12 protein-coding genes and 1 pseudogene are annotated in these 12,907 nt (G+C 73.2%); 5 read left to right on the top strand and 8 right to left on the bottom strand.

The window, feature by feature from the left end:
- Window positions 1-11: 11 nt before the first annotated feature.
- Entirely contained in the window at window positions 12-647 is a 636-nt protein-coding gene (locus ABD993_RS14910; protein WP_345417668.1) for a LysE family translocator, read from the bottom strand.
- 86 nt (window positions 648-733) lie between these two features.
- On the opposite strand from ABD993_RS14910, the gene ABD993_RS14905 reads away from it, so the two are divergent.
- Entirely contained in the window at window positions 734-1,849 is a 1,116-nt protein-coding gene (locus tag ABD993_RS14905) for a DUF5685 family protein (RefSeq protein ID WP_345417870.1), read from the top strand.
- A gap of 61 nt (window positions 1,850-1,910) precedes the next feature.
- Window positions 1,911-2,684 carry a hypothetical protein gene (locus ABD993_RS14900; RefSeq protein WP_345417665.1) on the top strand — a complete coding sequence of 258 codons (774 nt, stop codon included), beginning with the start codon at window positions 1,911-1,913 and terminating at the stop codon, window positions 2,682-2,684.
- Window positions 2,685-3,071: 387 nt separating this feature from the next.
- Here ABD993_RS14900 and ABD993_RS14895 read toward each other — a convergent pair whose 3' ends face one another.
- Window positions 3,072-3,281: a hypothetical protein gene (locus ABD993_RS14895; protein ID WP_345417662.1), complete on the bottom strand. Its 210-nt coding sequence runs from the start codon at window positions 3,279-3,281 to the stop codon at window positions 3,072-3,074.
- Window positions 3,282-3,370: 89 nt separating this feature from the next.
- Between ABD993_RS14895 and ABD993_RS14890 the strand changes: the two genes are divergently transcribed.
- Window positions 3,371-4,441 carry an ABC transporter substrate-binding protein gene (locus ABD993_RS14890; protein ID WP_345417659.1) on the top strand — a complete coding sequence of 357 codons (1,071 nt, stop codon included), beginning with the start codon at window positions 3,371-3,373 and terminating at the stop codon, window positions 4,439-4,441.
- Here ABD993_RS14890 and ABD993_RS14885 read toward each other — a convergent pair.
- The 3 genes from ABD993_RS14885 to ABD993_RS14875 are packed head-to-tail and all read right to left on the bottom strand — an operon-like array spanning window position 4,427 to window position 8,564.
- Window positions 4,427-6,091, bottom strand: a complete 1,665-nt coding sequence (locus ABD993_RS14885; RefSeq protein WP_345417656.1) for an ABC transporter transmembrane domain-containing protein — start codon at window positions 6,089-6,091, stop codon at window positions 4,427-4,429. The two genes, ABD993_RS14890 and ABD993_RS14885, sit on opposite strands and share 15 nt — an antisense overlap.
- Window positions 6,088-7,734 carry an ABC transporter transmembrane domain-containing protein gene (locus tag ABD993_RS14880; RefSeq protein ID WP_345417653.1) on the bottom strand — a complete coding sequence of 549 codons (1,647 nt, stop codon included), beginning with the start codon at window positions 7,732-7,734 and terminating at the stop codon, window positions 6,088-6,090. Before ABD993_RS14880 ends, ABD993_RS14885 begins: the two co-directional genes overlap by 4 nt.
- Window positions 7,734-8,564 carry an iron-sulfur protein gene (locus tag ABD993_RS14875; RefSeq protein ID WP_345417650.1) on the bottom strand — a complete coding sequence of 277 codons (831 nt, stop codon included), beginning with the start codon at window positions 8,562-8,564 and terminating at the stop codon, window positions 7,734-7,736. The genes ABD993_RS14880 and ABD993_RS14875 overlap by 1 nt, the downstream gene beginning before the upstream one ends.
- A gap of 289 nt (window positions 8,565-8,853) precedes the next feature.
- On the opposite strand from ABD993_RS14875, the pseudogene ABD993_RS14870 reads away from it, so the two are divergent.
- Window positions 8,854-9,111: pseudogene (locus ABD993_RS14870) on the top strand (transposase); the annotation flags it as partial.
- A gap of 210 nt (window positions 9,112-9,321) precedes the next feature.
- Here ABD993_RS14870 and ABD993_RS14865 read toward each other — a convergent pair.
- From ABD993_RS14865 to ABD993_RS14855, 3 genes are all read right to left on the bottom strand, one after another.
- Window positions 9,322-9,852, bottom strand: a complete 531-nt coding sequence (locus ABD993_RS14865; RefSeq protein ID WP_345417647.1) for a DUF302 domain-containing protein — start codon at window positions 9,850-9,852, stop codon at window positions 9,322-9,324.
- Window positions 9,853-10,132: 280 nt separating this feature from the next.
- Window positions 10,133-11,392, bottom strand: coding sequence for an MFS transporter (locus tag ABD993_RS14860; protein ID WP_345417644.1), 1,260 nt, complete (start codon window positions 11,390-11,392; stop codon window positions 10,133-10,135).
- A 157-nt stretch (window positions 11,393-11,549) separates the two neighbouring features.
- Complete coding sequence (locus tag ABD993_RS14855) at window positions 11,550-11,879, bottom strand: AMP-binding enzyme (protein WP_425569004.1); 330 nt, start codon at window positions 11,877-11,879, stop codon at window positions 11,550-11,552.
- Window positions 11,880-12,061: 182 nt separating this feature from the next.
- Here ABD993_RS14855 and ABD993_RS14850 point away from each other — a divergent pair, with 182 nt between their 5' ends.
- Window positions 12,062-12,658, top strand: coding sequence for a hypothetical protein (locus ABD993_RS14850; protein ID WP_345417641.1), 597 nt, complete (start codon window positions 12,062-12,064; stop codon window positions 12,656-12,658).
- Window positions 12,659-12,907 lie beyond the last annotated feature (249 nt).

The raw sequence follows: 12,907 nt of genomic DNA, 5'->3' as shown, positions 1-12,907 counted from the left end.
GGGGGCCGGTGTTAATCCCGACGCCCGGTCAGCGCGAGCCCCACACCCATCCCGACCAGCACGAGCCCGCCGGTCCCGCCCAGCGCGCGCAGCCGCCCGGGGCTGGTCGCGAACCAGTCCCGCGCCGCGCCCGCGGCGAGGCCCCACGCCGAGTCCAGCACCGCCGCCGTCGCGCAGAAGAGGAGCCCGAAGACCAGCAGCTGGGCGGCGGGGTGCGGGGCGTGCGGGCCGAGGAACTGCGGGAGGACGGCGGCGAAGAACACCAGCGCCTTGGGGTTGGTCAGTCCGACGACCACCCCCTGCAGGAACACCCGCCGGTCCGCGGGCACCGCCGGGGCCCCGAGCGCGGTCACCAGGTCGCCGCGGCGCCGGAAGGTCTGCACGCCCAGCCAGACGAGGTAGCCCGCACCCGCGAACTTGATCACGGTGAAGACCGTGGCGGACGCGGCGGCGATCGCCCCGAGGCCCGTCGCGACCAGGACCACCAGGATCGCCACGCCCGCGGTGTTGCCCGCGACGCTGGTCAGCGCCGCGCGCCTGCCGTGCGCGAGCGCCCGCCCCACGATGAACAGCACGCTCGGTCCCGGGATGAGCACGAGGACCAGCGACGCCGCGAGGAACGCCAGGATCGCGCCGGTGGAGGGCATCCGCGGACGGTAGCCCCGGATCCTCCGGCGCCACCAGGTATTTCCACTGTGTCCCGGTGATCGCTATCCTCCGGCGCGTGTTCGGCATGATCCGGCCCTGCCGGCACACCCTGTCCCCCGCCCTGCGCACCGAGTGGATGGGCCACCTCTGCGGCCTCTGCTACGCCCTGCGGGACGACCACGGCCAGGCCGCCCGGCTCGCCACCAACTACGACGGGCTGCTGATCTCCGTCCTGCTGGACGCGCAGGCCCCCGCCGGGCGGCGCACCGCCGGTCCGTGCCCGTTGCGCGGGATGCGGCGGCAGTCCGTCGCGACGGGTGAGGGCGCCCGCCTGGCGGCCACCGTCTCGCTGATCCTGGCCTCCGCCACCCTGGCCGACCACGCCGCGGACGGGGACGGCCCGTACGCCCGCCGCTCGGTCGCCGCGGCGGCCCGACGGGTGGCGGGCGGCTGGTCGCGCCGCGCGGCGGGCACCGCAGCGGACCTGGAGCTGAGCTCGGCCGTCCTGCTGGACGCGGTCGCCCGCCAACCCGGGCTCGAGCGCTCCGGGAGCTCCCTGCTGACCGTCACCGAGCCCACCGAGACCGCCACGGCCGCCGCGTTCGCGCACACCGCCGTGCTGGCCGGGTGGCCGGACAACGCCGCACCCCTCGCCGAGGTCGGCCGCCTGTTCGGTCGGCTGGCCCACCTGCTGGACGCCGTCGAGGACCTCCGCGCGGACGCCGCCACCGGCGCGTGGAACCCCCTCGCAGCCACCGGAACCGACCTGACCGCCGCCCGCGCCCTGGCGGACGACGCCGCCCTCGGGGTCCGACTCGCCCTCGACGAGGTGCGCTGGTCGCGGCGGCGCCTCGCGCACCGGCTGCTGGTCCACGAGCTCAACCGCTCCATCGGCCACGCCTTCGCCCACGCCGCCGCCGACCCGGACGAGGACGGCAGCACGAGGAGGAAGCGGGGCAGGGCCCCCCGCCACGGCCCGCAACGCGGTCTGGTCCCCGGCTGCGCCGCCGCCGTGGGCCTGTTCTGCACCTGCCGGATGTGCTGCGCGGACACCTTCCCCCACCCCTGGACCGGCGAGCCGGTCGAGGGCTGGTGCCGCAACGAGACCTGCGAGGGCGTCTGCGACTGCACGGACATGAGCTGCGACTGCTGCGACTGCTGCGGGGACTGCGACTGCTGCTCCTGCGACTGCAACTGCTGACCCCGCGAGTCCCCCACTCCCGACACGCGGGTCCCCCACTCCCGACACGCCGGTCCTCCGCATGAGCGAGTCCTCCGGTGGCGTCACGGCGGAGCTGCTGACCTGCGAGCTGCCCGGCTGCACGAACGTCATGGAGTACTCCGGGGTCGGGCGGAAGCCGAAGTACTGCGGGCAGACCGTCGACGGTGTCCCGCACACTCGGCTCACCGCCCACAAGGTGGCGAACGGTCAGTTGACGCTGCCCGCGCCCGGTTCCCGGGGCGGAACCGACGGCGAGACGGCGAACACCCGGCCGGTGTCGTTGGCGCGGATGACGATGGAGGCCCTGCGCGACGAGGTGGCCACGACCATCGGCGACCACGAGCAGCGCATGTCCGGGCTGCTCGCCCGGTTCGGGGATGCCCTGGCGTCGGCGACCGACCCGGACGCCGCGCACGCGGAGGTGACCGCGGCACACCGCGAGGCTCGCGCCCAGGTCGATGCGGCCGAGGCCGCGCGGGACCGTGCCGTGACCGCCGCGCGCACCGCGGTCGCGGAGACCGAGGCCGAGCGTGATCGGTCCCGCGCGGACCTCGTCCGGGTCACCGAGGAGCTGGAGGACACCCAGTCCCTGCTCGCCGAACGAGACACGGAGCTGGAGCAGGCCCGTCAGGAGTTCTATGCCGCCCGCGGGGAGGGTGAGCGGCTCCAGATGGAGCTGACCGGGGCCAAGGCCGAGATCGAGCACCTGGAGCGCCGCCTCGGCGAGGAGCAGCAGGAACGCGCCGAGCTCAGCCGACGCACCGATGTCGCCGAGCAGCGCGCCGATCGGATGGACCGGGCGAACCAGACCTGACGACGCAGCTCGATTCCGCTCGGGACGACGCCGCCCGTCAGCGCGAGACCGCCTCGGAGCTGCGAGCAGAGGTCGCCACCGCGAAGGCCACCACCTACGGGCTGCGCGAGCAGCTCGCCGCCGACCGGGCCCACGCCCCAGCAGCGCGTCGACGACGCCAACGCCCGCGCCGCCGCACAGGCCGAGGACCTCCAAACCCGCCACGAGCGCGACCTCGCCGCACTGCGCGAGCAGCTCGACGCCGCCACCGCTGGGGTGGATGCACCCGACTCCCCCACTCCGGCGAGGCGCGGGAGGCGACCTCGCGCGACCCGCGGTGCTGGCACCGCAGCATCCACCGAGACCCCGCCTGCCGGTGACACCGCCTCGGACAACGACTAGCCACGGTCATCGGACCTGGGAGAGGTGGTCGGTGATGTCCGTGCAGCCCCGCAGCCCGAAGGTGAGCAGCGGCCGCTGCTCGTCGCCGCCCTGGTCCGCGCTCACCGCGAGACCCAGGTCGAGCCCCCTCCGCTGCGCTCCGGCCGCGCGCGGGCCGCCTTCGGCGAGCCCGCCACGACGCCCAGCCCGCTCGGCTGTCGCGGTCTGACCGGGCACCGGGAGATCTCGATCATCATGTCCGGCTCGGGCGGGAGCTTCGGTTAGGCTGTGCTTATCCGTCGAGATCGAGAGCCCGGGAGCCGTCGATGACAGCCACCACCGCCGTACCGCAGGCCCACCGTCTGGGCCCGGATCTGAGGCCGGGTCTGTCGTCGGACGAGGTCGAGCGACGCTGGGCGGCGGTGGTGGTGGACGAGCTCGGACGTCGCGGGTTCCTCGCCGGGCTCGCGGGTGCGGCGGTCCTCGCGGCGGGCTGTGGCCGACCCGACTCGACCGAGGCGGCAGGCGGCGGCTCCGACACCGTCCGGGCGGAGACCCCGTTCGGTACGTTCGACGTGCCGCTCGCTCCCCAGCGGGTGATCGTCCTGGAGGGCCGCCAGGACCTGGAGACGGCGGTCGTGTTGGGCATGCCGCGCCCGGTCGGGCTCGGCGACAACGCGGTCGACGCGCAGGGGCGCACGGCGGCGTTCGTGGGCTTCGATGCCGAGGGCATCGAGCTGATGCCGGGCGGCCAGGTGAACCTCGAGATGGTGGCGGCGCTGCGACCCGACCTGATCATCGGGCGGGCGAGCAACATCGAGCCCGTGGCCGCCGAGCTCGCCCGGTTCGCGCCCCTGGTGCCGGTCGAGGTCGACGAGACGACCTGGCGTCCGGACCTGGAGGCCGCGGGGCGGTGGACCGGACGCAGCGATCGGGTCGCCGCCGCGATCGCACGCTACGAGGAGTCCGTCCGGGCCTTCCGCGACCGGCACGCCGCGGCACTCGCGCAGGCCGCGGTCGCGGTGCTGCAGCCCGGGACGGACGGGGCCTGGTACAGCTCGCCGTCCGACGGATTCCTGCTGCAGGGCCGGACCCTGCGTGACCTCGGCGGGAGGCCGGTGCCCGCGATCGAGGAGGTCGCCCCCTCCACACCCGGCGGTATGTCGGAGTTCAGTGGCGAGCAGTTGGGTCTGCTCACCGAGGCCGACGTGCTCCTGGTCGCCTCCTTCACCGAGGAGCAGCGTGCCGGTCTGGAGAGCAGCCCGCTGTGGTCGCGGCTGCCCGTCGTGCGGGCGGGTCGGGTCGTGCACACCGACATCCGTACGAACCGCGGCTCCGTGCTCGCGGCGAACGAGTGCGTCCGGCTCTGGGACCAGGCGTACTCATTGCTCGGCTGAGGTCATCCGCTCCTCGCCCCGGTCGCCGCCCGGTCGCAGTCGACCACCGTCGAGCCGCAGCTCGCGGTCGCACCGGGCGACGGTGTCCGCCCGATGCGCGATCACCAGCACGGCACGGCTCTCCCGCACACGGTCCAGCGCCGCGTCCACGTGTGCGGCGACCGCGGGGTCGAGGGCGGAGGTGGCCTCGTCCAGGATCACCGCCGCGGGGTCGGCGAGCAGCACCGCGGCCAGGACGACGAGCTGGGCGTGCCCGTCGGGGAGCGCAGCGGTGTCGTCGTCCGGCCGGACGCGGTCTCCGGTGATCTCGGTCAACGCCGCCTCGATCGCAGCATCGGTGGCCGCGGGGGCGATGAGCGCCAGGACGTCGCGCACCGTGCCGGGCAGGCGCAGTCCTTCCTGCGGGACGAACAGCACGCGCCTGCGCAGGTCGGCGGGGTCCGCCTCGCGCAGGTCCACGCCGCCGAAGCGGACGGCGCCCACGTCGGGGTCGATCCAGCGGACCAGCAGGCGCGCCACTGTGGACTTCCCGACGCCGGTGGGCCCGGTCAGGGCGACACGTTCTCCCGGGCGGACCCGCAGCGTCACGTCGTCGAGGACCGGTCTGCCCGCCGAGTAGCCGAAGCCGACGCCGTCCATCTCCAGGTCCCCGCGCTCCGGCAGCGGTCGGGAGGCCCCAGCCGAAGGCACGTCGGGGGTGTGCGCGTCGGCGATGCGGCGCAGTGCCACCGAGGCCGCCTGGAGCAGGTCCACCCAGGTCGAGAGCTGACGCAGCGGGCCGAACACCTGCCCCAGCGCAAGGGCGAAGGTCGCCACGACACCGAGCCCGATCCCGCCGTTCATCGCCATGGCCCCACCGATGCAGACCACCGCGACCACGACTAGGCCCTCGACGCCGACGAGCAGCGGGAAGAAGCGGTTGCGGGCGCGCATCGCCCGGTACTCGGCGTCGAGATAGGCCCGATGACCCGCGGCGAGCGCGGCACGTCGGTCCGCGTCGCGGCCGAAGACGACGGCGGCGTCCGCGCCGTTCAGATCCTCGACGAGCCGCCCGACCGTCGCCGCGAGCTCGCGGCGCTGGTCGGTGTAGGCGGGCCGGGAGACCCGCCGGAACCGGATCCCGGCGAGCACCACGAACGGCACGCCCAGCAGGGCGACGGCGGTGAGCAGGGGCGACAGGGACAGCATGACGACCATCGCCCAGGCGAACAGCGCGACCGCCGCCACGACCTCCGGGACCGCCTCGCGGAACGCCGAGCGCAGGGCCTCGATGTCGACGGTGAGCGCCGCGAGCGCCGCACCCGGGGCCCCGCGCTCGAGCCGCAGGGGGTTCTGCCCGATCACCGCGACATGGGTGTCGCGCCGGGCTGCGGCGACAACGTCCTCGGCGATCCGCTGCGACACCACGGTCCGCACACCGACCAGCACCGCTGCGACCGCACCAGCCGCCCCGGCTACCACGACCAGGGGCACCACGGCCATGACGGGCTCGCCCGCGGCGAGCCGGTCGACCACCCGACCGATCACCAGCGGTGTCGCCGCACTGGCCGCAGCGCCCACCAGGACGACCACCGCGAGGAACACGGCGCGGACCACCGATCCCCTCGCCCACCGGCACACCGACCGCCGCGGGCCCACCGCCACGCTCACCAGGTCATCTCCTCGGCGCGGCCGATCGCACGCAGGTCGACCGCGCGGTCCGCGAGCTCAGCCGTCGACGGGTCCGTGGTCAGCACCAGGGTCGTCCGGCCACGGTCACGCAGCCCGGCCAGCACGGCCGTGGCGGTCGCGGGGTCCACGGCAGCGGTCGCGTCGACACAGATCAGCACGGTGGGATCGGCGAGCAGGGCCCTGGCCAGCGCGAGTCGCTGGCGCTGGCCACCGGACAGGCTGGTGGCCCCGGCGGGAAGGCCCGTCTGGAGGCCGTCGGCCAACGAGTCCACGACCTCCGCCGCACCGCTGCGGGCCAGGGCGACGGCCAGGTCACCGGCCGGGGCGTCCGGGCGGGCGAACACCACGGACTCACGGACCGTCCCCGAGAACAGGAACGACGAGCGCTCGACCACCACCACCTCGTCGGACGGCTTCCCGGTCACGTCCGTCCCGTCGAGCAGGACCCGCCCACCAACCGGCACGCGGCGCCCGGCGAGGATCTCAGCGAGCCCGGCGAGGTCGTCGTCGACCCCGCCGAGCGCGGCGACCACCTCGCCGGGGCGGACGTCGAGGTCCACCGGCCGAAGACCATTGCCGGTCACCCCCGACACGCGCAGGTGCCTGCCCGCGGGCCCGGCGGACGGCAACGACGGTGCCGCCGTTCGCGGTCTCGGGGGCGGGACGGCCGACGCGAGCCGCGCGGCCGACGCGAGCGTCCCCCGCGCCTGGGCGAGGAACACCCCGATCTGTGACAACAGCGGACCGAGGTAGATCACGTAGGTCACCGCGGCGAGCAGCTCGCCGACGCTGAGCGCGCCCGCGGTGAGCAACCCGGCCCCGACCAGCAGCACGAGGACCACCGCGGCCACGCGCAGGAGCTCGACGACCGGCAGCAGCAGCGCACGCAGCCTGCCCACGCGCAGACCGTTCCGCCGCGCCGTCTCCACCACCGCGTCCCACCGCAGGTGTAGGGGACCCGCTGCGTTGAGGCCGTGTACCGCCCGGATCTGGCTCAGCTCGGCCTCGGCCGACGTGGCCAGGGCGGCGGTCGAGCGTTGCTGGGTCTCGGTCACCGCCTCCAGCCGCCGGCTCCACCACCAGAACACGACGCCGACCGGCAGCAACGGCAGCAGCACCGCCGCGGCGAGGAGCGGGTCGATCACCGACAGCGCGACCGTCACCGCAGCAGTTGAGGTCAGGCACGCCACCGTGGACGGGGTGAAGTCGATCAGGCCGGTGACCGCCTCGACGTCCGACGTGGCTCGGCTGACCACATCGCCGGGCGCTCGCCGCCGTGTCCCCGGGTCCGCGCGGTGCACCCGCCGCAGCAGGTCCTCGCGCAGCCGCAGGGAGACTTCGACGGCGGGGATGATGGCGAACCGGTGCCGCAGCGCCGTCAACGTCATCTCGACCACGCACAACCCCACTAGGACCGCGGACCACAGCCCCAGCCGCCACGGGTCCCGGCCGAGGATCCCGTGGTCCACCGCCGCCGCGATGACCAACGGCGCCAGGACCTGCACGCCCTGCCAGCCCACACCGAACACCCAACCCGCCAGCACCGCCCGGCCGCGGAGCCGGTAGGCGTCGACGAGCACGCCGAACCCCGAGCGGGGCCGGTGCTCGACCGTCACCGCCATCAGTGACCGTGCTCGTGGTCGCGGGCGAGGACGAGTGGCCGTTCGCGAGCAGGCACCCGCGGGCAGGTGGCACAGGCGCGCCCATGGTCGACGACCCGGAACAGGTAGCAGCAGCACGCCCGGGTCATGCACACGTGGTCCCGCCCGAGCACGTCGGTCACCACGTCCATCGACGTCGTCCCACGCTCGGCGACCCCGCCGGACAGCAGAAGCCCTGCGTCGCGCAGGATCGCCTCGGCGGCCGCGGCGCTCTGGTCCCCGGCGACCCAGATCCCCACGGCGATCCCGTCGCAGAACGCCCCCCGCAGGGCGCGGCGGGGAAGCCGGGCGCCCGGCCGGATATCGCGGAGGAACCCTTCGGCGTGCCCGTCCACCTCCGCGCGCAGCCGCGCCGCCAGCGCCCGCTCGTCAGACACCACGGTGGCGGCCGGGTGGGCGGCGTCCGGGTCGTCCGGCAGACACCAGAACCGCGTGTCCAACAGCGCGTACCCCTCGATGAACGGCTCGTCCCGACCGAGCCGGAAGGCTACCTCGGCACGCCCGAGCCGGGGGACCCGCCGAGCCTCACGGAACGCCGCACCGCCAAGGCGCCCAGGCACCCCCGCGTACCAGATCAGCGCCAACGCCGCCGCCGCCGTGACGTCGGTGCGCCCGTACTCACCGTGCAGCGACGCGGCGATCCGACCCTCCCACCCGCGGTACCACTCGGCGTCGACCTCCGCGCACCGGATCCAGCGGTCCGGATCCGACGGCGGCGCGCCGTACAGACCACCCGCGGCACCGGGGCGCTCACCGACGCGCCGCATCGACACGTCCAGCGGATACTCCACGATCCAGACATTTCCAGAGCCCGCGAGATAAGGCTAGCCTCAGTCGATCACGCCCTGCTCGTCCGGAGACCGTGCCTCTCAAGCTCGGCGTCGAAGATCTCCTGCACCTCGGCGGAGTGAACGACCTGCCCTCGGCGACGGGCCCGCCGGCGCACACCCGAGCACCTCGCGCCCGCCCCGCGCCCGGTAAGCGGCGCTGCTAGCCAGGCCTGCCCGCTGATCGCTGCCTGTCATGTTGAACCGTCCTGGCCGGTGGAGAGGCTCCTGATCTAGCAAGGAGACTGGAGCTGTGGGAGCACCTCGGAAGTTCGATGAGGAGACCCGTGCCCGCGCGGTCCGCCTCTACCAGGACCGTCTGCGTGATCACGGCGAGTCGAAGCTGGCCGCGCGCCGACACGTCGGTGAGCTGTTGGACGTCAACCCGGCGACGATCCGGAATTGGGTCGAGGCCGCCGAGCGCGAGCCCGATTCCGGGTCCGGCTCGGTCGGGAACGGTGATGATGCGGCGGCCGAGTTGCGGCGGTTGCGCGCCGAGAATGCCGAGCTGCGGCGCGCGAACGAGATCTTCGAGCCTCAGAGCAAGATCGTCGTGGCCTGGATTCCAGCCACGAGACTCCACCGAATCCGGGACAGCCCAGAGCCTCCATCAAGCCCGGGACTTGACATGGGAGCGGTGCGAGTCGTGCCACGCCCAGCTCCACATCAACCAGGCCCTCACCCCGGCCAAGCCACCGCTGCAAGGGGCCTGTCTGCGGGATTACGGTGCCAGTGTGGGTGGCACTGGAATGTCCAGGAACCTCAGCAGGTCCGCGAGTTTGACGTCAAGTTCCCGGCCTACCATGGTGATGTTGGGGTTGCCGAAGCTGGCGAACCGGGTACTGGGCTGGTCGATGGAGAACCAGCAGATGCCCTGTCCGTCTTCGTGAATGACGGTGCGCAGTGGGGCGTAGAGCATCACGGCCGGGTTGTGAGTGTACATGCGCTGGGCGATCGTGTGGTTACCCATAAGGTACGTGGTACAAGAGCCGGTGTCTCCGGCCAGGCGCATCAGGCTTGCGACGTCGGAGCTCCAGTACCGGATGAACCCGTGCGGTGCGTTCTCGGCGGTAGCGGCGAGAATGGTTTCCCAACTGACCTGTTCGGACCCCAACTTGCTGAAGCGATCGATATCGAACGACGGCACGGCACGCTCATAGCTGATGCGGAAGTCGTCAAAAGACACGCCCGTGTCGATCGAGAGCCTGACGACCTCATGCGCCACTGCCGTGACGGTTTCGAGCGGAGCCATATTCATCGGGCGTTCTCCTTTTCAGACGACGGGAACGATGGGGGCGGAAGCCAACGCCCGGGCCGCCGAGCATGTCGGGGTGCGGGCGGCCACGGATTCGTGGGCTGGCCGAGTGGGATCCGGCTGAGGTTGTCCAGCAACGGGTCGGGCCCGTCGGCGACTTCGCGGCGCGTCGGCCGGGTCGTCCTCAATGCCGGTGTGCATCGACCGCCATGAGCACCCGGTTGGCAGCGTGAGGCAGCCGAGGTCGAGGCGGGCGAACAGGTGCGAGTACCTGGGTTCATGTGGCCGCTGCCAGCGTGCCGCCCGGGTCGGGCTCTGCGTCGGGTGCGCCGAGCAGCCGCAGCGAGATCAGCGTGATCACGCCCATGACCGCCACGTACAGGACCACCGACAGCAGCGACCCGGTGGCGGCGAGCAGTGAGGTCATGATGAGCGGGGCGATCCCACCGCCGACCACGTTGGAGACCTGGTAGCCCAACGAGGCGCCGCTGTAGCGCAGCCGCACCGGGAAGGACTCGCTGAACATCACCGCCGTCGGTCCGTACATGATGCCGCCGAGCCCCATCGCCATCGCGACCCCTATCCCGGCCAGCAGCGGGTCGCCGGTGCCGACCAGCGCGGCGAATGGCACCAGCGATGCCAGCGAGACGAGGACGCCGACGGCGAACACCCGGCGCCGGCCGTAGCGGTCGCTCGCCGAGGCGGCCGGGAAGATCACCACGGCCATCAGGGCCGCGCCCGCGATGATAGCGAGGAGCATCGTCTGGCGCCCGATGCCGAGCGTGCCGGTGGCGTAGGCGAGCGTCCCCGTGGTGATGACGTAGAACGAGCCGCCGACGACGAGGAACACCCCGACCGTGACAAGGATCCGGCCGGGATAGCGGCGGACGACCTCGATGACGGGCGAGCGCGGGACGGTCGTCGCCTGCGCGGCCAGGTTGCGGAACGCCGGGGTCTCCTGCAGGCGCAGCTGCATGGCCAGCGCGGCGAGCACGAGCAGCCCGCCGATGACGAACGGGATGCGCCAGCCCCAGACCAGGAACGCGGTCGGGTCGAACAGACCCACCACGACGAGGAACGCCCCGCTGGACAGCGCGAGCCCGATCGGGAGCCCCACCTGTGCCCACGCGCTGTACGCGCCGCGCTTGCCGGGCGGCGCGTACTCGGTGGCGACCAGGACCGCCCCGCCCCACTGGCCGCCGAGCGCCAGGCCCTGCAGCACGCGCAACAGGGTCAGCAGGACCGGCGCCGCAAGGCCCAGAGTGGCGAACCCGGGTAGCACGGCGATGAGCAGCGTGCTCGCGGCCATCAGCAGCAGCGCGACGACCAGCGCCGGCTTGCGCCCGCGGCTGTCCCCGAAGTGCCCGAACAATGCGCCGCCTATCGGCCGCACGACGAAACCGACGGACACGGTCGCGAACGACGACAGGGTGGCGGCCAGCGGGCTGAACGCCGCCGAGAAGAACACGGTCGGGAACACGATCGCGGCGGCGGTCGTGTAGAGGAAGAAGTCGAACCACTCGGTCGACTGAGCCATCAGGGTCGTGAACCGCACCCTCGCGAGTTCGGTCCGGCTCGGTCCGGGGGGCGCTGACGTGCTGGACATGGGTCCTCCAGTGGGCGTGCGTCGCCCAGGCGGGCGGACGCTGGTGGGCGCGGGCCGTGGACGCCGCCACGAACCGGCGGGCGACGCGTCAGGGGTGGGTCGGGCCGGCCGGACAGGGCGGGGGACGGGGCGCGGCCGTGACCCACCTGGACGACGGCGAGGACACCGAACCCGGCGCGCAGCCCACACTTGTGGAGCTTCCCGACGCTGGTCCGCGGCAGCTCGGTGACGACGGAGAAGGGTTCTGGCGCCCACCAGCGCGGGACCCGCGCGGCAAGGAGGTCGCGCAGCTCGTCGGGACTGGTACTGCGCCCGGTCGCAGTACCACGACGGCCAACGGGCACTCGTCCCACCGCGCATCCGGCACCCCGATCACCGCGGCGTCGACGACGTCGGGATGCTCGACCCCGTATGACACAGGGACCTCGCACCTCCTAGCTCGCCAGTGTTGGTGCCGTCTGAGGGAGCGCACCGCCCGTAGAGTCCACCGATGGGTGCGAGCCTGGCAGCGCCGATGCTGCGTAGCGTGGAGCAACTGTGAACAAGAGCGCACGTCCCGGTCGTGTCGCGGTGTGAGGACGTCCGGGACACGCGGTCGGTGTGCGAGTCGGCGAGGGACTGCGCGACGCGGCTGCCGACGTCGCGGTGATCCCGACCTGCTTGCCGCCGTCGTGCGTCGCCACGACCGTCACGCCGCTGGTGAACCGGGAGAGCACGCGGGCGTGGCTGACCGAGCACCCGGCTGCGGGTATCGAAGGCGTCGTCGCCAAGCACGCGGATCACCCGGATCAGGAGAGGTGGTCGGTGATGTCCATGTGGCCCCCGCAGCCCGAAGGTGAGCAGCAGTCGCTGCTCATCGCCGCCCTGGTCCGCGCGCACCGCGAGACCCAGGTCGACCAGCGCGCGGCCATCGCGGCCGAACGCCAACACGACCTGAGCCGCGCGCGAATGCAGCTGGCGGCCATCGACGCCCGACTCCGCCGACACGGCGCGGTGGAGCTGGCCGATCAGCTCGGCCGCGAAGCCGAGGCCGGGGCCACGCTCGTCGCCGCGCTGACCAGCCCACCTCACGACGACCCAAGCCGCCACGACGGTGGCGTGGGTGGAGACGAGCTGGACTCGGTCCTCAGCGCATACACGCTGCGCCGCAACGAGGTCCACAGCGCAGTCGCCACCCAGTACCGCGCCGTCGGCTGACGCGGGGCCGCCACTGCCGACATCCCCGCTGCGCCCCTTGCCTCGTCCGACAGACGCCTTCGGTCTCACGCTGCCGGAGGCCGGTGCAACTCCTCCCGGCGGATCCCGACTCGGCGCAAGGCCTCCACCCGCCGCTCGGAACTCAGCCTGGGGATCCGTTGCGAAGACGTCACTCTGGTCGGCCGAGTCGACTAGGGCGTGTCTCCCAAATGACGGGAGGTGCGTGAGCGATGCTTGAGTGGTGTCGCG

It is taken from the genome of Pseudonocardia xishanensis (assembly GCF_039541715.1).
Taxonomy (GTDB): Bacteria; Actinomycetota; Actinomycetes; order Mycobacteriales; family Pseudonocardiaceae; genus Pseudonocardia; species Pseudonocardia xishanensis.
This window is presented reverse-complemented; position numbering and strand designations above follow the sequence as displayed.

Coding starts and splice junctions, on each gene's coding strand:
- ABD993_RS14910 (WP_345417668.1), bottom strand. CDS start 647: ATGCCCTCCACCGGCGCGATCCTGGCGTTCCTCGCGGCGTCGCTGGTC.
- ABD993_RS14905 (WP_345417870.1), top strand. CDS start 734: ATGATCCGGCCCTGCCGGCACACCCTGTCCCCCGCCCTGCGCACCGAG.
- ABD993_RS14900 (WP_345417665.1), top strand. CDS start 1,911: ATGAGCGAGTCCTCCGGTGGCGTCACGGCGGAGCTGCTGACCTGCGAG.
- ABD993_RS14890 (WP_345417659.1), top strand. CDS start 3,371: ATGACAGCCACCACCGCCGTACCGCAGGCCCACCGTCTGGGCCCGGAT.
- ABD993_RS14880 (WP_345417653.1), bottom strand. CDS start 7,734: ATGGCGGTGACGGTCGAGCACCGGCCCCGCTCGGGGTTCGGCGTGCTC.
- ABD993_RS14865 (WP_345417647.1), bottom strand. CDS start 9,852: ATGGCTCCGCTCGAAACCGTCACGGCAGTGGCGCATGAGGTCGTCAGG.
- ABD993_RS14860 (WP_345417644.1), bottom strand. CDS start 11,392: ATGGCTCAGTCGACCGAGTGGTTCGACTTCTTCCTCTACACGACCGCC.